General features: G+C 40.5%; 40 protein-coding genes. 2 read left to right on the top strand and 38 right to left on the bottom strand.

Features of this window, described 5'->3' with window-relative positions:
* Nucleotides 1-224 precede the first annotated feature (224 nt).
* The gene (locus ABES52_RS04180; protein ID WP_429649242.1) at nt 225-449 is read right to left on the bottom strand and encodes a hypothetical protein; all 225 of its coding nucleotides are present in this window, start codon (nt 447-449) and stop codon (nt 225-227) included.
* Nucleotides 450-597: 148 nt separating this feature from the next.
* Between ABES52_RS04180 and pdaB the strand changes: the two genes are divergently transcribed.
* Nucleotides 598-1,347 carry a polysaccharide deacetylase family sporulation protein PdaB gene (gene pdaB / locus ABES52_RS04175; protein ID WP_429649240.1) on the top strand — a complete coding sequence of 250 codons (750 nt, stop codon included), beginning with the start codon at nt 598-600 and terminating at the stop codon, nt 1,345-1,347.
* A 51-nt stretch (nt 1,348-1,398) separates the two neighbouring features.
* On the opposite strand, the gene ABES52_RS04170 is transcribed toward pdaB, so the two are convergent.
* Nucleotides 1,399-2,016 carry a KinB-signaling pathway activation protein gene (locus tag ABES52_RS04170; protein WP_429649248.1) on the bottom strand — a complete coding sequence of 206 codons (618 nt, stop codon included), beginning with the start codon at nt 2,014-2,016 and terminating at the stop codon, nt 1,399-1,401.
* A 136-nt stretch (nt 2,017-2,152) separates the two neighbouring features.
* On the opposite strand from ABES52_RS04170, the gene gerD reads away from it, so the two are divergent.
* Entirely contained in the window at nt 2,153-2,791 is a 639-nt protein-coding gene (gerD, locus tag ABES52_RS04165) for a spore germination lipoprotein GerD (RefSeq protein WP_429649238.1), read from the top strand.
* 37 nt (nt 2,792-2,828) lie between these two features.
* On the opposite strand, the gene ABES52_RS04160 is transcribed toward gerD, so the two are convergent.
* From ABES52_RS04160 to rplB, 36 genes are all read right to left on the bottom strand, one after another.
* Nucleotides 2,829-3,890 (bottom strand): iron-sulfur carrier protein/transcriptional regulator SalA, encoded by a 1,062-nt coding sequence (locus ABES52_RS04160; protein ID WP_429649236.1) that lies wholly within the window; start codon nt 3,888-3,890, stop codon nt 2,829-2,831.
* A 128-nt stretch (nt 3,891-4,018) separates the two neighbouring features.
* Nucleotides 4,019-4,732: an N-acetylmuramoyl-L-alanine amidase CwlD gene (gene cwlD / locus ABES52_RS04155; RefSeq protein WP_429649234.1), complete on the bottom strand. Its 714-nt coding sequence runs from the start codon at nt 4,730-4,732 to the stop codon at nt 4,019-4,021.
* Between the two features lie 73 nt (nt 4,733-4,805).
* Nucleotides 4,806-5,252: a DUF2521 family protein gene (locus ABES52_RS04150; RefSeq protein WP_429649232.1), complete on the bottom strand. Its 447-nt coding sequence runs from the start codon at nt 5,250-5,252 to the stop codon at nt 4,806-4,808.
* A 128-nt stretch (nt 5,253-5,380) separates the two neighbouring features.
* Nucleotides 5,381-5,773 (bottom strand): 30S ribosomal protein S9, encoded by a 393-nt coding sequence (rpsI, locus tag ABES52_RS04145; protein WP_429649230.1) that lies wholly within the window; start codon nt 5,771-5,773, stop codon nt 5,381-5,383.
* 21 nt (nt 5,774-5,794) lie between these two features.
* Nucleotides 5,795-6,232 carry a 50S ribosomal protein L13 gene (rplM, locus tag ABES52_RS04140; protein ID WP_429649228.1) on the bottom strand — a complete coding sequence of 146 codons (438 nt, stop codon included), beginning with the start codon at nt 6,230-6,232 and terminating at the stop codon, nt 5,795-5,797.
* A gap of 148 nt (nt 6,233-6,380) precedes the next feature.
* The gene (truA, locus tag ABES52_RS04135) at nt 6,381-7,124 is read right to left on the bottom strand and encodes a tRNA pseudouridine(38-40) synthase TruA (RefSeq protein WP_429649226.1); all 744 of its coding nucleotides are present in this window, start codon (nt 7,122-7,124) and stop codon (nt 6,381-6,383) included.
* 13 nt (nt 7,125-7,137) lie between these two features.
* On the bottom strand, nt 7,138-7,935 hold the full coding sequence (locus ABES52_RS04130) for an energy-coupling factor transporter transmembrane component T family protein (RefSeq protein WP_429649224.1): 798 nt from the start codon (nt 7,933-7,935) through the stop codon (nt 7,138-7,140).
* Nucleotides 7,932-8,798: an energy-coupling factor ABC transporter ATP-binding protein gene (locus tag ABES52_RS04125; protein ID WP_429649222.1), complete on the bottom strand. Its 867-nt coding sequence runs from the start codon at nt 8,796-8,798 to the stop codon at nt 7,932-7,934. The genes ABES52_RS04130 and ABES52_RS04125 overlap by 4 nt, the downstream gene beginning before the upstream one ends.
* On the bottom strand, nt 8,774-9,610 hold the full coding sequence (locus ABES52_RS04120; protein WP_429649220.1) for an energy-coupling factor ABC transporter ATP-binding protein: 837 nt from the start codon (nt 9,608-9,610) through the stop codon (nt 8,774-8,776). Before ABES52_RS04120 ends, ABES52_RS04125 begins: the two co-directional genes overlap by 25 nt.
* Nucleotides 9,611-9,888: 278 nt before the next feature.
* Nucleotides 9,889-10,251, bottom strand: coding sequence for a 50S ribosomal protein L17 (rplQ, locus tag ABES52_RS04115; protein ID WP_429649218.1), 363 nt, complete (start codon nt 10,249-10,251; stop codon nt 9,889-9,891).
* A gap of 63 nt (nt 10,252-10,314) precedes the next feature.
* On the bottom strand, nt 10,315-11,259 hold the full coding sequence (locus ABES52_RS04110) for a DNA-directed RNA polymerase subunit alpha (protein ID WP_429649216.1): 945 nt from the start codon (nt 11,257-11,259) through the stop codon (nt 10,315-10,317).
* Between the two features lie 183 nt (nt 11,260-11,442).
* Complete coding sequence (gene rpsK / locus ABES52_RS04105) at nt 11,443-11,832, bottom strand: 30S ribosomal protein S11 (protein WP_429649214.1); 390 nt, start codon at nt 11,830-11,832, stop codon at nt 11,443-11,445.
* Between the two features lie 24 nt (nt 11,833-11,856).
* On the bottom strand, nt 11,857-12,222 hold the full coding sequence (gene rpsM / locus ABES52_RS04100; protein WP_429649212.1) for a 30S ribosomal protein S13: 366 nt from the start codon (nt 12,220-12,222) through the stop codon (nt 11,857-11,859).
* A gap of 24 nt (nt 12,223-12,246) precedes the next feature.
* On the bottom strand, nt 12,247-12,360 hold the full coding sequence (rpmJ, locus tag ABES52_RS04095; protein WP_003156543.1) for a 50S ribosomal protein L36: 114 nt from the start codon (nt 12,358-12,360) through the stop codon (nt 12,247-12,249).
* A 37-nt stretch (nt 12,361-12,397) separates the two neighbouring features.
* Nucleotides 12,398-12,616 (bottom strand): translation initiation factor IF-1, encoded by a 219-nt coding sequence (gene infA, locus ABES52_RS04090; RefSeq protein ID WP_003178377.1) that lies wholly within the window; start codon nt 12,614-12,616, stop codon nt 12,398-12,400.
* Nucleotides 12,573-12,926: a KOW domain-containing RNA-binding protein gene (locus tag ABES52_RS04085; protein ID WP_429649210.1), complete on the bottom strand. Its 354-nt coding sequence runs from the start codon at nt 12,924-12,926 to the stop codon at nt 12,573-12,575. Before ABES52_RS04085 ends, infA begins: the two co-directional genes overlap by 44 nt.
* A 15-nt stretch (nt 12,927-12,941) precedes the next feature.
* Entirely contained in the window at nt 12,942-13,688 is a 747-nt protein-coding gene (map, locus tag ABES52_RS04080) for a type I methionyl aminopeptidase (RefSeq protein ID WP_429649208.1), read from the bottom strand.
* Entirely contained in the window at nt 13,688-14,338 is a 651-nt protein-coding gene (locus ABES52_RS04075) for an adenylate kinase (protein ID WP_429649206.1), read from the bottom strand. The genes map and ABES52_RS04075 overlap by 1 nt, the downstream gene beginning before the upstream one ends.
* Nucleotides 14,339-14,399: 61 nt before the next feature.
* Nucleotides 14,400-15,692, bottom strand: coding sequence for a preprotein translocase subunit SecY (gene secY, locus ABES52_RS04070; protein ID WP_429649204.1), 1,293 nt, complete (start codon nt 15,690-15,692; stop codon nt 14,400-14,402).
* Complete coding sequence (rplO, locus tag ABES52_RS04065; protein ID WP_429649202.1) at nt 15,692-16,132, bottom strand: 50S ribosomal protein L15; 441 nt, start codon at nt 16,130-16,132, stop codon at nt 15,692-15,694. Before rplO ends, secY begins: the two co-directional genes overlap by 1 nt.
* Nucleotides 16,133-16,162: 30 nt before the next feature.
* Nucleotides 16,163-16,345, bottom strand: coding sequence for a 50S ribosomal protein L30 (gene rpmD / locus ABES52_RS04060; protein ID WP_429649200.1), 183 nt, complete (start codon nt 16,343-16,345; stop codon nt 16,163-16,165).
* A 12-nt stretch (nt 16,346-16,357) separates the two neighbouring features.
* Complete coding sequence (gene rpsE / locus ABES52_RS04055) at nt 16,358-16,858, bottom strand: 30S ribosomal protein S5 (RefSeq protein WP_429649197.1); 501 nt, start codon at nt 16,856-16,858, stop codon at nt 16,358-16,360.
* 23 nt (nt 16,859-16,881) lie between these two features.
* Nucleotides 16,882-17,244, bottom strand: coding sequence for a 50S ribosomal protein L18 (rplR, locus tag ABES52_RS04050; protein WP_429649195.1), 363 nt, complete (start codon nt 17,242-17,244; stop codon nt 16,882-16,884).
* A gap of 32 nt (nt 17,245-17,276) precedes the next feature.
* On the bottom strand, nt 17,277-17,813 hold the full coding sequence (rplF, locus tag ABES52_RS04045) for a 50S ribosomal protein L6 (RefSeq protein WP_429649193.1): 537 nt from the start codon (nt 17,811-17,813) through the stop codon (nt 17,277-17,279).
* Between the two features lie 29 nt (nt 17,814-17,842).
* Nucleotides 17,843-18,241 carry a 30S ribosomal protein S8 gene (gene rpsH / locus ABES52_RS04040; RefSeq protein WP_429649191.1) on the bottom strand — a complete coding sequence of 133 codons (399 nt, stop codon included), beginning with the start codon at nt 18,239-18,241 and terminating at the stop codon, nt 17,843-17,845.
* 31 nt (nt 18,242-18,272) lie between these two features.
* Nucleotides 18,273-18,458: a type Z 30S ribosomal protein S14 gene (locus tag ABES52_RS04035; protein WP_429649189.1), complete on the bottom strand. Its 186-nt coding sequence runs from the start codon at nt 18,456-18,458 to the stop codon at nt 18,273-18,275.
* 22 nt (nt 18,459-18,480) lie between these two features.
* A complete protein-coding gene (rplE, locus tag ABES52_RS04030; protein WP_429649187.1) occupies nt 18,481-19,020 on the bottom strand; it encodes a 50S ribosomal protein L5 in 540 nt (179 codons plus the stop codon).
* Between the two features lie 26 nt (nt 19,021-19,046).
* Entirely contained in the window at nt 19,047-19,358 is a 312-nt protein-coding gene (gene rplX / locus ABES52_RS04025) for a 50S ribosomal protein L24 (protein WP_429649185.1), read from the bottom strand.
* A 41-nt stretch (nt 19,359-19,399) separates the two neighbouring features.
* Entirely contained in the window at nt 19,400-19,768 is a 369-nt protein-coding gene (rplN, locus tag ABES52_RS04020) for a 50S ribosomal protein L14 (protein ID WP_429649183.1), read from the bottom strand.
* Nucleotides 19,769-19,808: 40 nt separating this feature from the next.
* Nucleotides 19,809-20,072, bottom strand: coding sequence for a 30S ribosomal protein S17 (gene rpsQ / locus ABES52_RS04015; RefSeq protein ID WP_429649181.1), 264 nt, complete (start codon nt 20,070-20,072; stop codon nt 19,809-19,811).
* 19 nt (nt 20,073-20,091) lie between these two features.
* Nucleotides 20,092-20,295, bottom strand: coding sequence for a 50S ribosomal protein L29 (rpmC, locus tag ABES52_RS04010; RefSeq protein ID WP_429649179.1), 204 nt, complete (start codon nt 20,293-20,295; stop codon nt 20,092-20,094).
* Entirely contained in the window at nt 20,285-20,719 is a 435-nt protein-coding gene (gene rplP, locus ABES52_RS04005; protein WP_429649177.1) for a 50S ribosomal protein L16, read from the bottom strand. Before rplP ends, rpmC begins: the two co-directional genes overlap by 11 nt.
* Before the next feature lie 2 nt (nt 20,720-20,721).
* Nucleotides 20,722-21,378, bottom strand: coding sequence for a 30S ribosomal protein S3 (rpsC, locus tag ABES52_RS04000; protein ID WP_429649175.1), 657 nt, complete (start codon nt 21,376-21,378; stop codon nt 20,722-20,724).
* Nucleotides 21,379-21,381: 3 nt separating this feature from the next.
* Nucleotides 21,382-21,723, bottom strand: a complete 342-nt coding sequence (rplV, locus tag ABES52_RS03995; RefSeq protein ID WP_429649173.1) for a 50S ribosomal protein L22 — start codon at nt 21,721-21,723, stop codon at nt 21,382-21,384.
* 18 nt (nt 21,724-21,741) lie between these two features.
* A complete protein-coding gene (gene rpsS, locus ABES52_RS03990; protein ID WP_429649171.1) occupies nt 21,742-22,020 on the bottom strand; it encodes a 30S ribosomal protein S19 in 279 nt (92 codons plus the stop codon).
* Between the two features lie 60 nt (nt 22,021-22,080).
* Nucleotides 22,081-22,911, bottom strand: a complete 831-nt coding sequence (gene rplB, locus ABES52_RS03985; RefSeq protein ID WP_429649169.1) for a 50S ribosomal protein L2 — start codon at nt 22,909-22,911, stop codon at nt 22,081-22,083.
* Between the last annotated feature and the right edge of the window lie 8 nt (nt 22,912-22,919).

Here is a 22,919-nt window from a genome sequence, read left to right as displayed (position 1 = left end):
ATAAGACTCAAATTCATTGACATTGACGCTTCGTTTTGTTTAGTTTTCAAGGATCAATCATCATTACTTTTTAACAGCGACTTTCTTATAATAACACCAGGTCGACTTTGTGTCAACCACTTTTTTATTTATCGTGCTGATCATTTGTCGTTCAGCAGCGACGTTTAATAATATACTACCATTCGACTTAAACGTCAACACTTTTTTAAAAAATTTTATCCTTTTTACCACTCTGCTTTTCTTTTCATTTGCATATATTTTAAACACTCGTAATGCGGTGCAACTCTTTTAAATATCGTAAATAATATATGGTACCTTTCTTTCATTGCTCTCTTTACAACATGATCAATTCGTTCATCTTCTAGATCAAATAATATTTCATCCATTTCTCGTTTCAGCAAATATAGTATCTCTTGCCTCTCATGTTCATGTAACAACATCCCAAGCATTTTTCCACATCCTTATTTATTTGTTTTCTGTAGTTTTTTCCAACATGTCTAAAATTATGAAGTTGTTTAACAAAAATGTTAAGACATAAATCCTATCTGCCTTCATACAATGGTGACAAGGACTTGTCTAAGAGGTGATCAAACAAGAATGAATGGATTTTATATTGTCAGTGGCAAAAAAATAAAACAAGGACTGTTAATCGTCATTATTTCATTCTTTACGGCCCTGTTCCTTTTTTCCGAAAGCTTAAGCTACCTGTCTGTTTTTTCGACAAAAGAAGGACCAAGAGCCATTTATAAAGGAGAAAAAGGTATTGCGCTTACGTTTAATATCGGCTGGGGGGATGAAAAGGCCGCTCCTATTTTAGAGTTATTAAAGAAGCAGAACGTTAAAAAAGCAACGTTTTTTTTATCCGGAGAATGGGCTGAAAGACATCCTGAACTAGTTGAGCAAATCGTGAAGCAAGGGTACGAAATTGGATTACTCGGTTATACGTACAAAGATTATACCGATTTAGACGATTCGGAAGTGCGTCGAGACATTTTAATGGCGCAAGAAGTATTTAAAAAACTAAACGTCAAAAATATCAAATTACTCCGCACGCCTACAGGTCATTTCGATGAACGAGTGATTCAAATTGCTGAACGTCTTGGCTATACTCTCGTTCACTGGAGCGTGAACTCACATGACTGGAAAAATCCAGGAGTAGAACAAATTATCAAAAACGTCTCTGTCGCTAAAAAGGGAGATATTATTCTACTCCATGCTTCTGATTCCGCCAAACAAACCGCTCAAGCGCTCCCTTCTATCATTCAAATGACGAAAAAGAAAGGAGAGCTACAAACCGTTTCGGAAATGATTGCGAGCGGAAAAGCAAAAACCACATTAATTCGATAAAAAGAGGTAAAACAAAAGGTGTCCCCTATAAAAATGGGACGCCTTTTTTGTTTACGCCTTCTTCGTGTTGTATTTTGGGAGCATTAATAATTGATAAGCGTTACAAGCTAATAATGTAAATAGCATTAAGTAAAGCCAACTTTGTTCATTCGTCGTTAGAACAGGTAGCCATTCGACTACTGTTACAACGACCATAAAAAATAAGGCTGAAACAAACGTTTGTTTATTAGTTTGCTTTGCTTTAAAATACGCGATTACCGCACCAAATAAAAGAATGAATCCTGCCAATAATAAGTAAGGAACCAGACTTTCCCCTTCATCAGCAAAGGCTTGGAAACGGAAGTATACGAGGTCAAACAAAACGATACAAATAAGGACCCATTGGACACCGTTCCATAAGGAGATCGTTCGGAAAATCCCTAACCCAAATCGATGAACGGTTAAATAAGCAAAAAAGCCCATTTGACTAATAACGCTAAACGTAAAGCCAACTCCCATTAACCAAATAAAGGTGGAGAGGATTGCCCCGATCTCACCATTTGTAAAATAAGGCGAAAATTCATCCCAGCGAATCACAAACCCTAAGATTCCGGAAACGAAACCTCCAACTAACAATGTAGAAAAGAAAAATTTTATCCAATTTCGAATCGTCACCGTTGACTCCTCCATTATGTCAATGTCATTCACTCTTTCGATTTTACCAACCAAATCTTGAAAAATCTAGGACAAGGCGAAGGAACGCATATTTTTTCACAAAGTTCTCATATTAACAGTAAGAAGTTGTTTAATGGAAAGGAGCTTTAAGATGAAAAAGTGGACCTATTTGCTCCTCATACCCGTACTTTTTTTAACCGCTTGTAACGGTGGAAAAGAGTCCGGTGGCGGTCAAATGGATTATGACGAAACAAAAAAAATGGTAGTTGATATATTGAAAACGGATGAAGGAAAGAAAGCAATTCAACAAGTCATTTCTGATGAAAAAATGAAGGAAGAGCTAGTCATGGATCAGCAAGTTGTTTCAGATTCGATTCAAAAAACCTTAACATCTGAAAAAGGGGTCGAATTTTGGAAAAAGTCTTTTGAAGATCCAAAATTTGCTGAAACGGTTGCCAAAAGCATGAAAAAAGAAAACGAAAAGCTATTAAAGGAACTTATGAAAGACCCAGAATATCAAGGGATGATGATGGATATTTTGAAAGATCCTGAAATGCAAAAAGAGTACAATGAAGTGCTGAAAAGTAAAGAGTATCGAGAACATTTACAAACCGTTATTATCGAAACATTTGAAAGTCCTTTATTCAAGTCTAAACTTCAAGATGTGTTAAAACAAGCAGGCCAAGAAGGGGGAGAGAAAAAAGAAGAAGGTAAAGAAGGTGGGGGACAAGAAGGTGGTGGTGAAGGAGAAGATAAAGGGCAAGGACAAGGCGGTGGAGCGTCTGCATAAAAAATCAGACCGATAAATCCGGTCTGATTTTTTAGATTTATTTCATTAACAAACCGCTCACTTTTTTCGCGATGTCTAAATAAATCTTTCCAAGTGGATGATCTTCTCCATAAATCGACGGTGCAAAGTCTTCCTCGTTATCAGGCCAATCCGGCTGTTGTAAAGGTAACTGGCCAAGTAGTTCGGTTTGTAGTTCTTCCGCTAATTTTTGGCCACCGCCGCGACCGAAGACATATTCTTTTTCACCAGTTACTTTACTTTCAAAGTAAGACATGTTTTCAATAACACCTAATACTTCATGTTCGGTACGTAACGCCATAGCGCCAGCTCGTGCCGCTACAAACGCCGCTGTTGGATGTGGCGTCGTTACAATAATTTCTTTACAGTGCGGGAGCATCGTGTGAACATCTAATGCAACATCCCCTGTTCCAGGAGGTAAGTCTAATAATAAATAATCTAAGTCTCCCCACTCCACTTGGCTGAAGAAGTTGTTTAGCATTTTTCCTAACATTGGTCCACGCCAAATGACCGGTGCATTATCTTCCACAAAGAATCCCATCGAAATGACTTTAACACCAAAGCGCTCCACTGGAATAATCATGTCTCCACGAACTTGTGGTCGCTTTGTAATTCCCATCATATCAGGAACACTGAATCCGTAGATGTCCGCATCAATAAGGCCAACTTTTTTCCCGAGTCTTGCTAATGCTACTGCCAGGTTACAGGAGACGGTAGATTTTCCGACGCCCCCTTTTCCACTAGCAATCGCAATAAATGTCGTTTGCCTACTCGGTGAGAGGAGTCCTTGACCTTTTGGTTCACTGGAATAACGATGTTTTTCTAATTCCTCTTTTGGTAGATCAGCAAAGCGGATACCAACCGTTTCTGCCCCCGCTTTTTTAAGCGTTTCCACAATTTGCGATTGTAATTGAAGCTGCTCACCTGTCCCCGTTTTCGCGATAGCTACTTTGACGCTAACATGTTTTTTCTCTTCTTTAATAGCGACTTCAAGTATTCCATTCGTTTCTTTTAACGGTTTATGTAAAAAAGGATCTTTTAATTCACCTAAAAGTTGAATGACATCTTGTTTCGTAAGCACGAAAAACACCCTTTCTCCCTATGTAAACTTTTCTTTCTTTTCATCAGTATATCACATATTGACGATCGCCCAAAAAGAGACGCGCGAATTATTTGAAAAATGTTGCAAAACGACAAACAAAAAAGGAGCTATTCTTCCAGCTCCGGCTCATTCGTAAAATAGCGAAGAACCCCTCGATAAATGGCTTCAGCTACTTTATCTTGATAACGATCGTTCATTAAATTCCTCTTTTCTTCTGGATTGGAAAGAAAACCGATTTCTACAAGTGCTCCAGGTTTTTTGGCGTTTTTTATTAAGTAAACGTTATTAATGACTTTCGCTAAGCGATCTGTATTTTCAAGGCTTACCCGCAATTCTTCTTGGATAAACGTAGCAATCCGTCTATTTTCTTTATACCGGGGATAATAAAATGTTTGCGCCCCACTCCACCTTGAGGAAGGAATGGCGTTTAAATGGATACTTAAATATAAAGAGGCATCGGATTCGTTAATTAACTGTAGCCTTTTTTGAAGATCTTCCACCTTTCGTCGACTATACCCTCTTGTCTCCTCATCGGCTAAATCCGTATCTGTTTCTCTTGTTAAAAGCACCAAGGCACCTTGTTCTTGTAAATAATCCCTCAGCTTTAGCGCAACTGATAGCGCAATATCCTTTTCAAGCACCTCTTCATCCCCCGCTCCACCGTCTGGTCCCCCATGTCCAGGATCTAAGTAAATAATTTTTCCTGACAACGGCAAGTTCCATGACTCAAACGATTGCGAATTTAAAAATTGGTACTTTAATAGATACATGAAAAGGAGAATTCCTACGCCAAAGAGGAACCATTTCACTTTTTTATTCATGCGTAATTTCCATCCCTTCCCTTTTCTCTATATCCACTGTATGGGACAAGGGAAGGAAATAGAACTGTAACATCTATTTCAGACGGAGCTTTCTTCTCCGTGTGGCTTTTAAAAAACCTTCCGTCCACCACGAGTCAATGTACTGTTCACAAGCATAGTAGATGGATTCGGAAGCAAGCGATTCATGATCCCGGATACCCCAATAAAGCCAATCATTATACAACGTATCGATGATGTCTTTTAACTCTCCGCGACAGCGATGACGAACTTGTGTGACCGACTCTCCATAATACCCAAAGCGACTATATTTCGCACCAAGTAAATACGCTTCAATGGCCATATCATAACATCCTTCTTCGAGCTGTGGAGCTAAACGCCGTCCACATTCGAAATAAAATGGTCGAAAATATTTCTGCATACGATCCCGTAGCATGGAAATAGACAATTCTCTTAAAATCATCCGTTCATGGTGTAATTCTTTTTCTCTTTTTTTATAAGAAAACGTCTTAATCACTGCCATTTGTATTCACTCTCCTTACCACGTATTGTTTGCTCTGTAAGGAAAGTGATACAAAGAAAAAAATCACAATTTTTGGGCACAAAAAAACCTCCATCCGAAACGGATAGAGGTTTTGCATCCAAAACAAATTAGCGTTTGGAGAATTGTGGTGCACGACGAGCGCCTTTAAGACCGTATTTCTTACGCTCTTTCATACGTGCGTCACGAGTTAATAATCCAGCACGTTTTAGTGGTTGACGATATTCAGGATCTGCTTGAAGTAACGCACGAGCGATACCGTGACGGATCGCACCTGCTTGACCAGAATAACCGCCACCTTTAACGTTTACAAGTACATCGTAGTTGCCAAAAGTTTCAGTAATTACAAGTGGTTGCTTAATTACTTCACGTAATGCTTCGAATGGAATGTAGTTTTCTACGTCACGACCATTGATTACGATACGACCGTCGCCTGGTACTAAACGAACACGTGCTACAGAGCTTTTGCGACGACCAGTTCCATAGTATTGAACTTGTGCCAAGATAATACCCTCCTCTTAAAATTATCCGCGTAGTTCGTACACTTCAGGTTTTTGAGCTTGATGTGGATGTTCAGGACCCGCATAAACGTGTAATTTTTTGAACATTTGACGTCCTAAAGAACCTTTAGGAAGCATGCCTTTAATAGCAAGCTCTAACATTTTCTCAGGATAGTTTGTACGCATTTCAAGCGCTGTACGAGCTTTTAAACCGCCTGGATGTTGGCTATGACGGTAGTAGATTTTGTCTGTTAATTTTTTACCAGTAAGTTCGATTTTAGAAGCGTTGATGATGATCACATGGTCACCAGTATCAACGTGTGGTGTGTAAGTTGGTTTATGTTTACCGCGTAAGATTGCAGCTACTTCGCTGGCAAGACGACCTAAAGTTTTACCTTCAGCGTCTACAACGTACCATTTACGCTCTACTTCATTTGCTTTTGCCATATACGTAGTACGCATGATTTACCCTCCTAAAAATAAAAATTCCTTTTCACCTGTATTTATTTTTAACACGATTAAGTTCCGGGGCTTATCGTGGGGTTAAATACATACCATATGATATAATATCTCTTTCAGTTGCCAATGTCAAGAAAATGTTACACCTGGATTAGTTGTCATAAAACACTTGCCATAAATATAAACCACAGGCTGGCGCGGTCTTCCCGGCAAGCTCTCTATTTTTTCCTTCTAAAATTCTCGGAATATCACTTGCGTATTTTTTTCCACTTCCTACTTCGAGCAATGTCCCAACAATAATTCGTACCATATTATATAAAAAGCCGTTACCGATAAATTGAAACACCAATCCTTTTTCCTCTTCCCAAATGCGAATTTGTTCGATCGTTCTTACTTTGTCTTCGATTTCCGTTTTCGCTGAACAGAAGCTCGTAAAATCGTGTGTACCGATTAAATACGTACTTGCTTCGACCATCGCATTGAGGTTAAGAGGATAAGGATAATGATATTCGTAATGGTGTTTAAAAGGGTCACGCTCTTTCTGTTGATACACCAAATAACGATATTCCTTTCCCATTGCAGAAAAACGAGCATGGAAGTCCATGGATACTTGTTGGACGGACTGTACAGCAATATCCGTTGGTAAGAGCCCGTTTAATACTTTTGGCCATTTTTCTAAAGGAATGGGAAGCGGTGAATCAAAATGAATGACTTGCCCTTTCGCATGGACGCCAGCATCTGTCCGACCAGAGCCGACAACAGAAATAGGCTCGCCCTTATGGAGAGTGGAAAGGGCCTTTTCTAATTCTCCTTGAACCGTTCGACCAGTTGGTTGGATTTGATACCCGCTAAAACGGGACCCGTCATAGGATATAATGGCTTTGTATCGATTCATATTGTCCACTCCATTACGACCGTAACACAAAAAGAATGAAGGCTAAAATGGCTAACGTGATGAGTGCTACCGAATCTGTCCATTTCCACTGTAATTGCCGATATTTGGTCCGTCCTTCTCCCCCTCGGTAACCGCGTGCTTCCATCGCAACGGCTAACTCTTCCGCTCGTTTAAACGAACTGACGAAAAGGGGAATGAGCAATGGAACTATGGCCTTCAATCGGTCTTTGATCGAGCCGTGTGTAAAATCCGCCCCTCTTGCGACTTGTGCTTTCATAATTTTTTCCGTTTCTTGCATAAGCGTTGGAATGAACCGGAGAGAAATGGACATCATTAATGCTAATTCATGAACAGGAAATTTCCATCGTTTGAAATAGCCTAACAAGCTCTCTAAGCCATCCGTGATGGAAATCGGTGACGTGGTTAACGTAAGTAAAGAAGTGACGAGAATAAGTAATAAAAATCGTAATGAAATAAAGATCCCTTGTCTGATTCCTTCTTCGTAAAACGTTAACCAGCCCCATTGAAAAACAACTTCCCCTTGTTTTGTAAAAAACAAATGAAGAATAAACGTAAATAAAATTAACCATAATATTGGCTTAAGCCCATTTAAAATGAATTTGACCGGTATATTAGATAAAAATAATAGCAAAAACGTATAGAATGTTAACAAACCATAGGTTACAACATTGTTCGCTAAAAAAACGACGGCAATATAGAAAAACACAAACAGTAATTTCGAGCGAGGATCCAACCGATGCACAATCGAATCAGAAGGTACATAACGTCCAAAAATCATTTTGTCCATCATCGTCCGTTCCCCCCCATCCAACGTTGAATTTCTTCCGCTAGTTGTTCGATGGATAGGCACCGGGTATTCAATTGGATTCCCAGCTTCTTCTCTAATTGATATTGGAACCGAACGACATCAGGTACGTCTAATCCAAGCTGGAGAAGTTCTTCTGGCGAATGGAAGATTTCCGTTGGAGTTCCCCGCTTATGAATGGTCCCCTTGTGCATAATAATAATTTCATCGGCATACTTCGCCGCATCCTCCATACTATGAGTGACTAAAACAATTGACAAACGTTCCTCTTGATGTAACCGGTAAAACATGTCCATAATGTCTTTTCGACCTTTTGGGTCCAGTCCAGCTGTCGGTTCATCAAGAACGAGGACGTTCGGCTTCATTGCTAACACACCAGCAATGGCCACACGTCTCATTTGACCACCGGATAACTCAAAAGGGGATTTAGACAACAAATCTTCCGATAAACCAACAAGTTCAATAGCTTTTCGAGCTCGCTCCCTCGCTTCGTCTTCCGATACCCCAAAGTTCATCGGGCCAAAACAAATATCTTTTTCTACGGTTTCTTCAAAAAGTTGGTGTTCAGGAAACTGAAACACAATCCCGACTTTTTGACGAACTTGACGGATTTGGCGTTCTTTTTTTCCTGCTTGAATGTTCGTATCTCCTATGGTGACCGTTCCTTTTGTCGGTTGCAATAAGGCGTTTAAATGTTGAATGAGCGTTGATTTGCCCGATCCTGTATGCCCGATTACCGCTAAATACGTTCCATGAGGGATGTCCAAATCAATATCGTAGATGGCTCGTCGTTCGAACGGTGTTCCCACTTGATAGCGATACTCTACTTGCTGCAATGTAATGTCCATAACTCATTCACCAACTCTTCTTCGTTCATCAATTGTGATGAAACAGAAATTCCTTTTTCTTGGAGCGCTTTTCTAAGTTTCACGGCAAACGGAATATCCAACCCTAACTGTACTAATTGTTCATCGAGCCCAAAAATCTCTTTTGGTACCCCTTCTGAAAAGACTTTTCCACCATTCATCACAATTACTCGATCCGCTTTTACAGCTTCTTCTAAATCATGAGTGATGGAAATGACGGTTAATTGATAGCGCTCTTTTAATGTTTTTACCGTTTCAATCACTTCTGCCCTTCCCTTTGGATCTAACATGGAAGTCGCTTCATCCAATAAAATGATAGAGGGGCGTAATGCTAGAACACTTGCAATTGCAACACGCTGCTTTTGTCCGCCTGACAGATGGTGTGGCTCTTGATTAAGAAATTGTTCCATTTTCACATGTTTAAGTGCTTCTATTACACGATTGACCATTTCTTCACGGGGAATTCCCTGATTTTCCAAACCAAAAGCCACATCATCTTCTACGGTTGTTCCAACAAATTGATTATCTGGATTTTGAAACACCATCCCAATATGTTTTCTTATTTCCCATATATTTTGTTCATTCAACTCATATCCACAAACTTCTACCGAACCTTTTTGTGGAAAGTGAAGGCCGTTCAGCATTTTCGCTAACGTCGATTTACCTGAACCGTTATGACCGACCAATGCTACCCACTCTCCGGCAAAAACATCAAACGTAACATTTTCTAACGCATAGCCTTCTTGACCGGGATATTGAAAATAAACGTTTTTTACAGATATGAGCTTCTCCACTTGAAGTTCCTCCTCTCAACTCAATCCTCTCTTCTCTACTCCACTCTTGAAAAAAGGTGTACATATAAAAAAAGCCTGCACCCCTTTTCTAAGAAAAGCGTATACTTTTCTTATCATCGACTCCCAATGTATGGGACGGAAAAGAGGTGCATGGAGCTAGACGAGTCATGTAGTCATGCTCATCATAACGCTCTAACTTTTAAGACGATAGAGAAAAAGGGCATAGAATCAGTTATAAATAACTGTCCCGCCCTTGTTGTTGATCTAAAGATGTATCATTACACTAATTCAATGATAACCATTGGCGCACCGTCACCGCGGCGTGGACCAAGTTTCATAATGCGAGTGTAACCACCTTGACGCTCAGCGTAGCGTGGAGCGATTTCACTAAATAATTTTTGAAGTGCATCTTGTCCATTCTCTTCGTTTGCTACTTCTTTACGGATGAAAGCAGCTGCTTGACGACGAGCATGTAGGTCTCCACGTTTACCAAGAGTAATCATTTTTTCAACAACTGAGCGTAATTCTTTCGCACGAGCTTCAGTCGTTTCAATGCGCTCATTGATGATAAGGTCAGTTGTTAAGTCACGTAATAACGCTTTACGTTGAGCGCTTGTACGTCCTAACTTTCTGTAAGACATGAAGGTTCCCTCCTTTGTTGAAATCATTGTTACGAACTTTTCGGGCCTTACGCGGAAAGATAATTAGTCTTCTTTACGTAAGCTTAATCCAAGTTCTTCTAGTTTTGATTTAACTTCCTCTAATGATTTACGTCCTAAGTTACGTACTTTCATCATATCTTCTTCTGTTTTGTTCGCTAATTCTTGAACCGTATTAATACCAGCACGCTTCAAGCAGTTATAAGAACGTACAGAAAGATCAAGTTCTTCGATCGTCATTTCAAGAACTTTTTCTTTTTGGTCTTCTTCTTTTTCGACCATAATTTCAGCATTTTGTGCTTCATCAGTTAGTCCAACGAAGATGTTTAAGTGCTCTGTTAAAATTTTCGCACCTAAGGCAACAGCTTCTTTTGGACCGATGCTACCATCTGTCCACACGTCTAATGATAGCTTATCATAGTTGGTCATTTGGCCTACACGAGTATTTTCAACTTGATAGTTTACTCGAGAGACTGGTGTGAAAATGGAGTCGATTGGGATAACGCCGATCGGATGATCCTCTCGTTTATTTTGATCTGCTGGAGTGTAGCCACGTCCTCGCTTCGCAGTTAATCGCATACGTAAATGGCCATTTGACGCAAGAGTCGCAATGTGTAAATCAGGATTTAAAATTTCCACATCGCTATCATGCGTAATATCAGCAGCAGTTACAACTCCTTCACCCTGCACATCAATTTCAAGCGTCTTCTCTTCATCAGAATATATTTTTAATGCTAGTTTTTTAATATTTAAAATAATAGACGTTACATCTTCTACGACGCCTTCAATTGTTGAGAACTCATGCAGTACTCCATCTATTTGAATAGATGTGACAGCGGCACCTGGGAGTGAGGATAATAGGATACGACGTAAGGAGTTACCCAAAGTTGTACCATATCCACGCTCAAGTGGTTCTACGACGAATTTCCCGTAAGTGGCATCATCGCTGATCTCAACCGTTTCAATTTTTGGTTTTTCAATTTCGATCATTCAAATTTACCCTCCTTCAAAACGTCGAAACCCCGGCTAGACCGTTCTCAGGCTTCGCCTAACCGAAATTCCCCCATGTTTACGTTCCCGTTTGTGCACAACAACTGGATTAAAACTTCTTCTGTATAAAGTTTACCATCATATCCCATTATCGCCACGGATATGAATCTTTATACAGAAAAATTAAACACGGCGACGTTTTGGTGGACGGCATCCATTGTGTGGAACTGGTGTTACGTCTTTGATTGAAGTAACTTCAAGACCAGCAGCTTGAAGCGCACGAATTGCTGCTTCACGTCCTGCACCAGGACCTTTTACAGTTACTTCAAGAGACTTCATACCATGCTCCATAGATGCTTTTGCTGCTGCTTCTGCTGCCATTTGCGCAGCGAATGGAGTAGATTTACGAGAACCTTTGAAACCAAGCGCACCAGCACTAGACCAAGCAATCGCATTTCCATGAACGTCTGTAATAGTAACGATTGTATTGTTGAAAGTTGAACGAATGTGTGCAATACCTGTTTCAATATTCTTTTTCACACGGCGCTTACGAGTGTTTGTTTTACGTGCCATTCTTTAAGCAACCTCCTTTACCGATTATTTTTTCTTGTTCGCTACAGTCTTACGAGGACCTTTGCGTGTACGAGCGTTGTTTTTCGTATTTTGACCGCGTACTGGTAAACCACGACGGTGACGAATACCACGATAGCATCCGATCTCCATTAGACGCTTGATGTTTAGAGACACTTCACGACGAAGGTCACCTTCTACTTTAAGCTTGTCAACGATATCACGGATTTTACCAAGTTCCTCTTCTGTTAAATCACGAACACGAGTATCCTCAGATACACCTGCTTCAGCTAAGATTTTTTTTGCCGTTGGACGACCAATACCATAGATGTAAGTTAAAGAAATTACAACACGTTTGTCACGTGGGATATCAACACCTGCAATACGAGCCATTGTAAAAACGCACCTCCTTCAAAATTAACCTTGTTTTTGTTTGTGTTTAGGATTTTCACAAATAACCATTACTTTACCTTTTCTACGAATAACTTTACATTTCTCGCAGATTGGTTTTACTGATGGTCTTACTTTCATCTTGTTCTAACCTCCTTAGTAGTACGGAGTGCTAATATTATTTATAACGGTACGTAATTCTTCCGCGTGTTAAATCATACGGAGAAAGCTCAACAGTAACTTTGTCTCCTGGTAAAATGCGAATAAAGTGCATGCGGATTTTACCAGATACGTGAGCAAGAACTGTATGACCATTTTCTAATTCTACCTTAAACATAGCGTTTGGCAAAGTTTCAACTACTGTACCTTCCACTTCGATAACATCGTCTTTCGCCATCGAACTCGTCTCCCTTCTTCACATCTTCCAAGACTTCATTCAAAAACTTTGCTAAAGCAAATCTGAGCTTCCCATTAGTGACTCGCCCAGTTTCTTGAATACTGCTCTGAACTTCAGGAGAAACATAGTCAATACATTCAAGATGTTGAATGTTTTTCTTTTTCGGGCGATCAAACTTTCGTTTGTCACCATCGGCAATCAGAACAAACCGTTCATCAAGATGACCAACGACTACACCATATTGCCCAGCATCGCGTCCTTTTTTGATCAACACAAATTGACCTATTTGAGGACGTGGATCTTCGTTCAAATATATCACCTTCACTTAGGCTTGGGTTAAAATTTCGTAACCATCATCCGTAATGGCTACCGTATGCTCAAAATGAGCACACATTTTTCCATCAACCGTTACTACAGTCCAGTTATCAGGAAGTGTACGGACATAACGGCTTCCTGCATTCACCATCGGTTCAATAGCGAGTACCATTCCGGGCTTTAAACGTGGTCCTTTATTTGGAGGACCGTAATGAGGAATTTGTGGATCCTCATGTAAGTCTTGACCAATTCCGTGACCAACATACTCACGGACAATTGAAAAGCCGTTTGCTTCCACATACGTTTGAATCGCATGGGAGATGTTCGAAAGGCGCGCGCCCGGTTTTGCTTCTTTCAGACCACGATAGAGGGATTCTTCGGTCACCTCAAGTAGTCTTTGTGTTTCTTCATCTATTTGACCAACTGGGTACGTCCAAGCAGAATCGCCATGGTACCCGTTGTATTTTGCGCCGATATCAATGGAGATGATATCTCCCTCTTTCAATACGCGATCTCCAGGAATTCCGTGGACAAGTTCATTGTTCACAGAAGCACAAATGCTGCCACGAAAACCATTATACCCTTTAAAAGAAGGAATTGCACCATGTTGTCGAATAAATTTCTCAGCAATTGCATCGAGTTCTTTTGTTGTAATACCCGGTTGGATATACTTTTGCAATTCCTTATGGGTTAAGGCCACAATCCGACCTGCTTCGCGCATAATGTCAATTTCTCGAGGGGTTTTGCAAATGATCATTATTTTAATCCCCCAAGCAATTCGTTAACGTCGGCAAACACTTTGTCAATTTCTTGCTGACCATTAATTGTACGTAAATAACCTTTTTCTTGATAGAAATCTAACAATGGTTGCATTTGCTTGATGTTTACGTCTAAGCGGTTTTGAACAGTTTCTTCATTATCATCTGCACGTTGATAAAGCTCACCGCCACAACGATCGCAAATGCCTTCATTTGTCGGTGGATTAAATACGAGATGGTACGTAGCACCACATTCTTTACAAATGCGACGACCTGTTAGACGTTCCATTAAAATCTCTTTGTCCACGTCGATGTGAAGAACATAATCAATCGATTTGTTCAGTTCTTGTAACATGTTTTCTAAAGCTTCTGCTTGTGCTACCGTTCTTGGAAAGCCGTCAAGCAAGAAACCTTTTTGACAGTCGTCTTTGCTTAAGCGCTCACGAACGATGCCAATTGTTACTTCGTCTGGGACAAGTTCACCTTTATCCATGAACGATTTTGCCTTTAATCCTAACTCCGTGCCCTCTTTAATAGCTGCACGAAACATATCACCAGTTGAAATATGAGGGATCCCGTATTCTTCTACGATTTTTTCAGCTTGGGTGCCTTTTCCTGCACCAGGAAGCCCCATTAATACTAAATTCACTCGTATTCCCCCTCAGTCTGAAAGTAGGTTTTAGGAACATAAATTGTTCCCAAAACCGATATTACTTAATGAACCCTTTATAGTGGCGTTTCACAAGCTGTGCTTCCAATTGCTTCATTGTTTCTAGAGCTACCCCGACAACGATGAGTAAGCTCGTTCCACCAATTTGAGCAGCTGGTGGTAATTTCGCAAATGTAATAAAGAAAACAGGAAGCACGGAAACGACTGCTAAGAAAATCGAACCTACAAACGTTAAACGATATAACACGCGAGTTAAATACTCTTGAGTGTTTTTACCAGGTCGGATACCTGGAATATATCCACCTTGCTTCTTCAAGTTTTCCGCCATTTGTTCCGGATTTACCTGAATGAATGCATAGAAATAGGTGAATGCAATAATTAAAGCAATGTAAAGAATCATCCCAACTGGTTTGGTGTAGTCAAACACATACAGGATAAAGTCTGTAACCTCATTTTGTCCGAAAAACGATGCAATCGTTTGTGGAGTAATGATAAATGAAATCGCAAAGATGACTGGAATAACTCCTGCTGCGTTAACTTTTAACGGAAGGTGAGTCGATTGACCACCAACAGGGTTGCGATTCACTAAACGTTTCGCATACTGAATCGGAATTTTACGTAAAGCTTGCTGGACAAATATAACTCCAACAGTAATGGCAATCACAGCAAGTAAAATCAGGGCTAAGAAAACAATGCGCATAAATAATTGTTCGCCTGCCCCTTCAATTTGCTGTGCATAAATTTGGTTCACCGCTTGTGGAATTCCGGCAACGATACCAGCGAAGATAATGATGGAAATGCCGTTTCCAACACCATTAGCTGTAATTTGCTCACCTAACCACATAAGAAAAGCCGTACCTGCAGTTAGAACAAGCGCAATTAAAAGGTACGTATCGAAGCCTGGATCCTTAATTAATAATCCACCAGCAAAGCGGTTGAAACCATATGACATGGCTAAAGCTTGAATGAAGCCTAAAATAATGGTGAAATAGCGGGTAAACTGAGCTAACTTTCTTCTTCCAACTTCACCTTGTTTCGACCATTCCGTAAATTTCGGCACAACATCCATTTGAAGTAATTGAACAATAATGGATGCTGTAATGTAAGGCATAATTCCCATCGCGAAGATGGAGAAGTTGAATAGGGCGCCGCCTCCAAAAATATTTAAGAATCCAAAGAGGCCAGCGTCATCTTGCATTTTTAAAATATCCGCATTTACGTTTGGAACCGGAATGAATGCTCCAATACGAAATACAACGAGCATTAATAAGGTGAAGATAATTTTTTTTCTTATGTCGCCCACGCGCATAAAATTGGAGATCGTCTGGAACATTAAATCACCTCAGTTGTACCGCCAGCAGCTTCAATTGCCTCTTTTGCAGCAGAAGAGAATTTATGAGCTTTTACAGTAAGCTTCTTCTCGATGTTACCTTTTGCAAGAATTTTAATTCCTGCTTTTTCTTTGCTTACTACGCCAGTTTCAATTAGAAGTTCTGGAGTAACTTCTGTTCCGTCCTCAAAGCGATTTAATGCATCAAGGTTAACGATCGCATATTCTTTACGGTTGATGTTTGTGAAACCACGTTTTGGTAAACGACGGAATAAAGGAGTTTGACCACCTTCAAAACCAGGACGAACACCGCCGCCAGAACGAGCGTTTTGTCCTTTTTGACCACGGCCTGAAGTTTTACCGTTACCAGAACCGATACCACGACCTACACGATTACGTTTTTTACGAGAACCTTCAGCAGGTTTTAGTTCATGAAGTTTCATGTCGGCACCTCCTTATTGAAGAAAATAAAATTAGATTTCTTTTACAGTAACTAAGTGAGACACTTTGTTGATCATACCACGGATTGCCGCGTTATCATTGTGCTCAACCGTTTGATGCAATTTACGTAAGCCAAGAGCTTTAACTGTTTCACGTTGGTCTTTCGGACGACCAATTACGCTACGAGTGAGGGTAATTGCTAATTTTTTCGCCATTGTTATCCCTCCTTATCCTAACAGTTCTTCCACGGATTTACCACGTAATTTCGCTACGTCCTCAGCACGTTTTAATTGTTTTAATCCGTCCATAGTTGCACGAACCATGTTAATAGGTGTATTAGATCCTAAAGATTTAGAAAGGATATCTTGAACACCCGCTAATTCAAGCACCGCACGTACAGGACCACCTGCGATAACTCCAGTACCGGCAGAAGCAGGTTTCATGAAGATTTCACCTGCACCAAAGTGACCGATTACTTCGTGTGGAATTGTTGTACCTACGATAGGTACTTCGATTAAATTTTTCTTAGCATCTTCAATAGCTTTACGAATTGCATCAGGTACCTCTTGCGCTTTACCAGTACCGAATCCTACGTGACCGTTTTTGTCACCTACAACTACTAGCGCAGAGAAACGGAAACGACGTCCACCTTTAACTACCTTTGCAACACGGTTAACAGTAACTACGCGTTCTTCTAATTCAAGTTTGCTAGGATCAATGCGACGCATCTTTGTTGTCCCTCCTTTATCCATTAAAATTGTAGACCGTTCTCACGAGCAGCTTCAGCTAATGCTTTTACACGACCATGATATAAATATCCGCCGCGGTCAAATACAACACTTGTGAAACCTTTTTCTACCGCACGTTTAGCAACAAGCTCACCAACTTTTTTCGCTGCTTCCACGTTACCAGTAGATTCTAAATCAAACTCTTTATCTAAAGTAGATGCGCTAACTAATGTTACACCGTTTACATCGTCAATTAACTGCGCGTAAATGTGTTTGTTAGAACGGAAAACGTTTAGACGAGGACGAGTTGCCGTTCCGCTTAACTTCGCACGCACACGAGCATGTCTTTTTTTGCGAACTTTGTTTTTATCTGGCTTGATAATCATTTGGGTCACTCCTTTCTTCTACCTATGCGGCATTACTTACCTGTTTTACCTTCTTTACGACGTACATATTCACCTTCGTAACGAATACCTTTACCTTTGTAAGGCTCTGGCGGACGAACGTCACGAATGTTAGCTGCTAAAGCACCAACACGTTCTTTGTCTACACCTTTAACAACTACTTTTGTGTTAGAAGGTACTTCGATTTCAAGACCTTCTTCAGGCTCGATTTCAACTGGATGAGAGTAACCTACGTTCAATACAAGTTTCTTACCTTGCTTTTGAGCACGGTAACCAACCCCGATTAGCTCAAGGGATTTTTCGAAGCCTTTAGAAACACCCTCGATCATGTTTGCGATTATCGCACGAGTTGTTCCGTGTAGTGCACGATGTTCCTTAACGTCAGATGGACGAGAAACTGTTACGATGTTATCTTGTACTTCAATTTTCATGTCACGGTTAAATGTACGAGTTAGTTCACCTTTAGGGCCTTTAACAGTTACAGTGGCACCTTCAACTGTAACTGTTACGCCAGAAGGAATTTCAATAGGTTTTTTACCTACGCGAGACATTCCTTGCACCTCCATTCATGTCTGAAATATTACCAAACGTAAGCTAAAACTTCGCCGCCTACTTGCTTCGCACGTGCTTCTTTGTCAGTTAAAACACCTTGAGAAGTAGACACGATTGCAATTCCAAGACCGTTAAGTACTTTTGGAATTTCGTTTGATTTCGCGTATACACGTAAACCTGGTTTACTAATACGTTTTAATCCAGTAATTACACGCTCGTTGTTTGGACCGTATTTTAGGAAAATACGAATGATACCTTGCTTGTTGTCTTCAATATATTCAACGTCACGGATGAACCCTTCACGTTTAAGGATTTCTGCGATTTGTTTTTTGATATTAGAAGCAGGAACCTCTAATGACTCGTGACGAACCATGTTCGCATTGCGGATACGAGTAAGCATATCTGCGATTGGATCTGTCATTACCATATTTAATTTACCTCCTTCCCAAACTTGGGTTTTACCAGCTAGCTTTTTTCACGCCAGGAATTTGTCCTTTATATGCAAGTTCGCGGAAACAAATACGGCAAAGTTTAAATTTACGCATTACAGCATGTGGACGACCGCAGCGTTCGCAGCGTGTATATGCACGTACTTTAAACTTTGGCGTACGTTTTTGTTTCGCAATCATTGATTTTTTAGCCACGTTTTCGCCTCCCTTATATCGATTACTTTTGGAATGGCATTCCTAATAGAGTTAATAACTCACGAGCTTCTTCGTCAGTTTTAGCAGTAGTAACGATTACGATGTCCATACCACGTACTTTGCTTACTTTATCGTAATCGATTTCTGGGAAGATTAGCTGTTCTTTAATACCTAAAGTGTAGTTACCGCGTCCGTCAAACGATTTTTTAGATACACCACGGAAGTCACGAACACGTGGAAGAGAAACAGAAATAAGTTTGTCCAAGAATTCGTACATACGCTCTCCACGAAGAGTTACTTTCGCACCGATTGGCATACCTTCACGAAGGCGGAAACCTGCAATAGATTTTTTCGCGCGAGTAACTACTGGTTTTTGACCTGTGATAAGAGAAAGCTCCTCCACAGCCATGTCTAACGCTTTAGCGTTTTGAACAGCGTCACCTACACCCATGTTTACAACAATTTTTTCGATTTTTGGTACTTCCATTACAGATTTATAGTTAAACTTGCTCATAAGAGCTGAAGTAATTTCTTTAAGATATTTTTCTTTAAGGCGGTTCATTAGAATACCTCCCTTCATCAACAGACTTATTTATCTAGAACTTCACCTGATTTTTTCGCTACGCGTACTTTTTTACCGTCCACTACTTTGTAACCAACACGAGTTGGTTCACCTGTTTTCGGATCAAGTGGCATTACGTTAGAAACATGAATCGGCGCTTCTTGGCTAATGATGCCACCTTGTGGATTTGCTTGAGAAGGTTTTGCATGCTTTTTAACGATGTTTACACCTTCAACTAATACGCGATCTTTTTTAGGGAAAGCTTTTAAAATTACGCCCGTTTTCCCTTTATCTTTACCTGAGATGACCATTACTTTGTCGCCTTTTTTAACATGCATTTCGTTCGCACCTCCTTGAATGGTCCTTACCTTTTATTCAATTAAAGAACTTCTGGAGCTAAAGATACAATTTTCATGAAATCTTTTTCACGAAGTTCACGAGCAACTGGTCCGAAAATACGAGTTCCGCGTGGGCTCTTATCGTCACGGATGATCACACATGCGTTTTCATCGAAACGGATGTAAGAGCCGTCAGAACGACGAACACCACGTTTAGTACGAACCACAACGGCTTTAACAACGTCACCTTTTTTAACAACGCCACCTGGTGTTGCTTGTTTTACTGTAGCAACGATGATGTCACCGATGTTTGCAGTTTTGCGGCCAGAGCCACCAAGAACTTTAATTGTTAACACTTCACGCGCACCAGAGTTATCAGCAACTTTTAAACGTGATTCTTGTTGAATCATTGACGTTACCTCCCTTCGGAATCAACCTATATCCGATCCATTAGATAATAACAGCTTTTTCTACGATTTCAACTAGACGGAAACGTTTTGTTGCAGAAAGTGGGCGAGTTTCCATGATACGTACAATATCGCCTACTTTTGCTTGATTTAGCTCGTCATGAGCTTTGAATTTTTTTGAGTATTTTACGCGTTTTCCGTAAATTGGATGCTTTTTGTAAGTTTCAACAAGAACTGTAATCGTTTTGTCCATTTTATCGGAAACGACACGTCCTGTGTAAACTTTACGTTGGTTGCGTTCACTCATTGTGCGAACCTCCTCTCAATTATCGATTGTTTACGCCGATCTCTCTTTCACGAATAACAGTTTTCATACGTGCAATCGCTTTGCGCACTTCGCGAATACGAGCTGTATTTTCAAGCTGACCAGTCGCTAATTGAAAGCGAAGGTTGAATAGCTCTTCTTTTAACGCTTTAACTTTTTGTTCAATTTCGGCAGTGGTTAGTTCACGAATTTCTTTAGCTTTCATTTGATTCACCACCAATTTCTTCTCGTTTTACAAACTTACACTTTACAGGAAGTTTGTGGGATGCAAGACGAAGTGCTTCACGAGCTACTTCTTCAGAAACGCCTGCTACTTCGAACATTACTTTACCAGGCTTAACAACTGCTACCCAACCTTCAGGAGCACCTTTACCGGAACCCATGCGTACTTCAAGCGGTTTAGCAGTGAATGGTTTGTGTGGGAAAATTTTGATCCACACTTTACCGCCACGTTTCATATAACGAGTCATCGCACGACGAGCTGCCTCGATTTGGCGGTTTGTTACCCAAGCTGCATCAAGAGCTTGTAATCCGAATTCGCCGAATGTAACGTTAGTGTCACCTTTTGCACGACCGCTTAATTTTGCGCGGTGTTGACGACGATATTTCACGCGTTTAGGCATTAACATAATTATTTGCCTCCTTCCTCAGTTTTCTTCTTAGTAGGAAGGACTTCTCCACGATAAATCCATACTTTCACGCCAAGTTTACCGTAAGTTGTGTCCGCTTCAGCATGAGCGTAGTCGATGTCAGCGCGAAGAGTATGAAGTGGAACTGTTCCTTCACTATAGTGTTCAGAACGAGCGATATCTGCACCACCAAGACGACCAGATACCATTGTCTTAATACCTTTCGCACCTGCGCGCATTGCACGTTGGATCGCTTGTTTTTGTGCGCGACGGAAAGATACACGGTTTTCTAATTGACGAGCAATGTTTTCTGCAACTAATTTAGCATCTAAATCAGCTTTTTTGATTTCAACGATGTTAATATGAACACGTTTGCCTGTTAATTGGTTAAGTGCTTTACGAAGTGCTTCAACTTCTGTACCACCTTTACCAATAACCATACCAGGCTTAGCAGTATGAATAGTGATGTTAATACGATTTGCCGCACGTTCGATTTCTACACGAGATACAGAAGCGTCAGCTAAGCGTTTCGCGATATATTCACGAATTTTAAGGTCTTCGTGTAAAAGATCTGCGAAATCTTTCTCAGCGTACCATTTAGATTCCCAATCACGGATAATACCGATACGCAGACCGATTGGATGTACTTTTTGACCCACGAATTATCCCTCCTTCTTTTCTGATACCACGATAGTGATGTGGCTTGTGCGCTTGTTGATTTGGCTCGCACGACCCATTGCACGTGGGCGGAAGCGTTTTAAAGTTGGACCTTCGTTTACATAAGCTTCAGTAATTACTAAGTTGTTTACGTCCATATCGTAGTTATGCTCTGCGTTCGCAACTGCAGATTTAAGTACTTTTTCTACAATTGGAGAAGCAGCTTTTGGAGTGTGACGTAAGATAGCAACTGCTTCACCTACTTGCTTTCCTCGAATTAAATCTACAACTAAACGAGCTTTACGAGGAGCAATACGAACTGTTCTAGCAACAGCTTTAGCTTGCATTAGGATGCCCTCCCCTCATTAGCGTTTTGTTTTCTTGTCGTCACTAGCGTGACCTTTGTAAGTACGAGTAGGCGCGAATTCACCAAGTTTGTGACCTACCATATCTTCAGTAATGTACACAGGAACATGTTTACGTCCATCGTACACAGCAATAGTATGACCGATGAACTGTGGAAAGATCGTAGAACGACGAGACCAAGTTTTAATTACTTGTTTGCTGCCAGTTTCGTTTAACTTTTCGATCTTTTTCATTAAATGTTCATCAACAAAAGGTCCTTTTTTCAAGCTGCGACCCATAATTGAACCTCCCTTCGTGATTGCTCTACGGTTCGCTTACTGAACCGTAGTACAATCCCGTTATTTTTTACGACGACGTACGATAAATTTATCAGACTTGTTATTCTTCTTACGAGTTTTGAATCCAAGAGTTGGTTTACCCCATGGAGTCATTGGTGACTTACGTCCGATAGGAGCACGTCCTTCACCACCACCGTGAGGGTGATCGACAGGGTTCATAACAGAACCACGAACTGTAGGACGTTTACCTAACCAACGAGCACGTCCTGCTTTACCAATTGTGATAAGTTCGTGTTGCTCGTTACCTACTTGACCTACTGTCGCACGGCAAGTAGCAAGAATCATACGAACTTCACCAGAAGTTAAGCGAACAAGTACATATTTACCTTCTTTACCAAGGACTTGTGCAGACGCACCTGCAGAACGTACTAATTGTCCACCTTTACCTGGTTTTAACTCAATGTTGTGAATTACTGTACCTACAGGAATGTTTGCAAGTGGTAATGCGTTACCTACTTTAATGTCTGCATCTGGACCAGACATTACTTCCATACCAACTTTTAAACCTTTTGGAGCGATGATGTAGCGTTTTTCACCATCAACATAGTTAATTAACGCAATGTTTGCTGAACGGTTTGGATCGTACTCGATTGTGGCAACGCGTCCTGGTATACCATCTTTATCACGCTTGAAGTCGATGATACGGTATTGACGCTTATGACCGCCACCTTGATGACGAACAGTTAACTTACCTTGGTTGTTGCGGCCGCCTTTCTTTTTAAGAGGCGCAAGTAATGATTTCTCTGGCTTATCAGTAGTAATTTCAGCGAAATCAGAAACTGTCATGCCGCGACGACCATTAGAGGTAGGTTTGTATTTTTTGATCGCCATTTCTTTTT

The organism is Aeribacillus pallidus, assembly GCF_050478865.1.
In the GTDB taxonomy this organism is placed as follows: Bacteria; Bacillota; Bacilli; order Bacillales; family JACDOC01; genus JACDOC01.
This window is presented reverse-complemented; position numbering and strand designations above follow the sequence as displayed.

Excerpts from the sequence above, each read along its gene's own strand:
- rplQ (WP_429649218.1), bottom strand. The coding sequence starts at position 10,251 with ATGTCTTACAGAAAGTTAGGACGTACAAGCGCTCAACGTAAAGCGTTA.
- rplV (WP_429649173.1), bottom strand. The coding sequence starts at position 21,723 with ATGCAAGCTAAAGCTGTTGCTAGAACAGTTCGTATTGCTCCTCGTAAA.
- rpmJ (WP_003156543.1), bottom strand. The coding sequence starts at position 12,360 with ATGAAAGTAAGACCATCAGTAAAACCAATCTGCGAGAAATGTAAAGTT.
- rpsM (WP_429649212.1), bottom strand. The coding sequence starts at position 12,222 with ATGGCTCGTATTGCAGGTGTTGATATCCCACGTGACAAACGTGTTGTA.
- ABES52_RS04110 (WP_429649216.1), bottom strand. The coding sequence starts at position 11,259 with ATGATCGAAATTGAAAAACCAAAAATTGAAACGGTTGAGATCAGCGAT.
- rplB (WP_429649169.1), bottom strand. The coding sequence starts at position 22,911 with ATGGCGATCAAAAAATACAAACCTACCTCTAATGGTCGTCGCGGCATG.
- cwlD (WP_429649234.1), bottom strand. The coding sequence starts at position 4,732 with ATGAATAAAAAAGTGAAATGGTTCCTCTTTGGCGTAGGAATTCTCCTT.
- map (WP_429649208.1), bottom strand. The coding sequence starts at position 13,688 with ATGATCATTTGCAAAACCCCTCGAGAAATTGACATTATGCGCGAAGCA.
- rpsK (WP_429649214.1), bottom strand. The coding sequence starts at position 11,832 with ATGGCACGTAAAACAAACACTCGTAAGCGCCGTGTGAAAAAGAATATT.
- rplN (WP_429649183.1), bottom strand. The coding sequence starts at position 19,768 with ATGATTCAACAAGAATCACGTTTAAAAGTTGCTGATAACTCTGGTGCG.
- secY (WP_429649204.1), bottom strand. The coding sequence starts at position 15,692 with ATGTTCCAGACGATCTCCAATTTTATGCGCGTGGGCGACATAAGAAAA.
- rplE (WP_429649187.1), bottom strand. The coding sequence starts at position 19,020 with ATGAACCGCCTTAAAGAAAAATATCTTAAAGAAATTACTTCAGCTCTT.
- ABES52_RS04170 (WP_429649248.1), bottom strand. The coding sequence starts at position 2,016 with ATGGAGGAGTCAACGGTGACGATTCGAAATTGGATAAAATTTTTCTTT.
- ABES52_RS04125 (WP_429649222.1), bottom strand. The coding sequence starts at position 8,798 with ATGGACATTACATTGCAGCAAGTAGAGTATCGCTATCAAGTGGGAACA.
- rplO (WP_429649202.1), bottom strand. The coding sequence starts at position 16,132 with ATGAAACTTCATGAACTAAAACCTGCTGAAGGTTCTCGTAAAAAACGT.
- rpsH (WP_429649191.1), bottom strand. The coding sequence starts at position 18,241 with ATGGTAATGACAGATCCAATCGCAGATATGCTTACTCGTATCCGCAAT.
- pdaB (WP_429649240.1), top strand. The coding sequence starts at position 598 with ATGAATGGATTTTATATTGTCAGTGGCAAAAAAATAAAACAAGGACTG.
- rpsQ (WP_429649181.1), bottom strand. The coding sequence starts at position 20,072 with ATGAGTGAACGCAACCAACGTAAAGTTTACACAGGACGTGTCGTTTCC.
- rplP (WP_429649177.1), bottom strand. The coding sequence starts at position 20,719 with ATGTTAATGCCTAAACGCGTGAAATATCGTCGTCAACACCGCGCAAAA.
- ABES52_RS04180 (WP_429649242.1), bottom strand. The coding sequence starts at position 449 with ATGCTTGGGATGTTGTTACATGAACATGAGAGGCAAGAGATACTATAT.
- rplR (WP_429649195.1), bottom strand. The coding sequence starts at position 17,244 with ATGATTATCAAGCCAGATAAAAACAAAGTTCGCAAAAAAAGACATGCT.
- gerD (WP_429649238.1), top strand. The coding sequence starts at position 2,153 with ATGAAAAAGTGGACCTATTTGCTCCTCATACCCGTACTTTTTTTAACC.
- infA (WP_003178377.1), bottom strand. The coding sequence starts at position 12,616 with ATGGCGAAAGACGATGTTATCGAAGTGGAAGGTACAGTAGTTGAAACT.
- rpsE (WP_429649197.1), bottom strand. The coding sequence starts at position 16,858 with ATGCGTCGCATTGATCCTAGCAAACTTGAATTAGAAGAACGCGTAGTT.
- rplX (WP_429649185.1), bottom strand. The coding sequence starts at position 19,358 with ATGCATGTTAAAAAAGGCGACAAAGTAATGGTCATCTCAGGTAAAGAT.
- ABES52_RS04150 (WP_429649232.1), bottom strand. The coding sequence starts at position 5,252 with ATGGCAGTGATTAAGACGTTTTCTTATAAAAAAAGAGAAAAAGAATTA.
- truA (WP_429649226.1), bottom strand. The coding sequence starts at position 7,124 with ATGAATCGATACAAAGCCATTATATCCTATGACGGGTCCCGTTTTAGC.
- rpmD (WP_429649200.1), bottom strand. The coding sequence starts at position 16,345 with ATGGCGAAAAAATTAGCAATTACCCTCACTCGTAGCGTAATTGGTCGT.
- rplM (WP_429649228.1), bottom strand. The coding sequence starts at position 6,232 with ATGCGTACTACGTATATGGCAAAAGCAAATGAAGTAGAGCGTAAATGG.
- rplF (WP_429649193.1), bottom strand. The coding sequence starts at position 17,813 with ATGTCTCGCGTAGGTAAAAAACCTATTGAAATTCCTTCTGGCGTAACA.
- rpsS (WP_429649171.1), bottom strand. The coding sequence starts at position 22,020 with ATGGGTCGCAGCTTGAAAAAAGGACCTTTTGTTGATGAACATTTAATG.
- ABES52_RS04130 (WP_429649224.1), bottom strand. The coding sequence starts at position 7,935 with ATGATGGACAAAATGATTTTTGGACGTTATGTACCTTCTGATTCGATT.
- rpmC (WP_429649179.1), bottom strand. The coding sequence starts at position 20,295 with ATGAAAGCTAAAGAAATTCGTGAACTAACCACTGCCGAAATTGAACAA.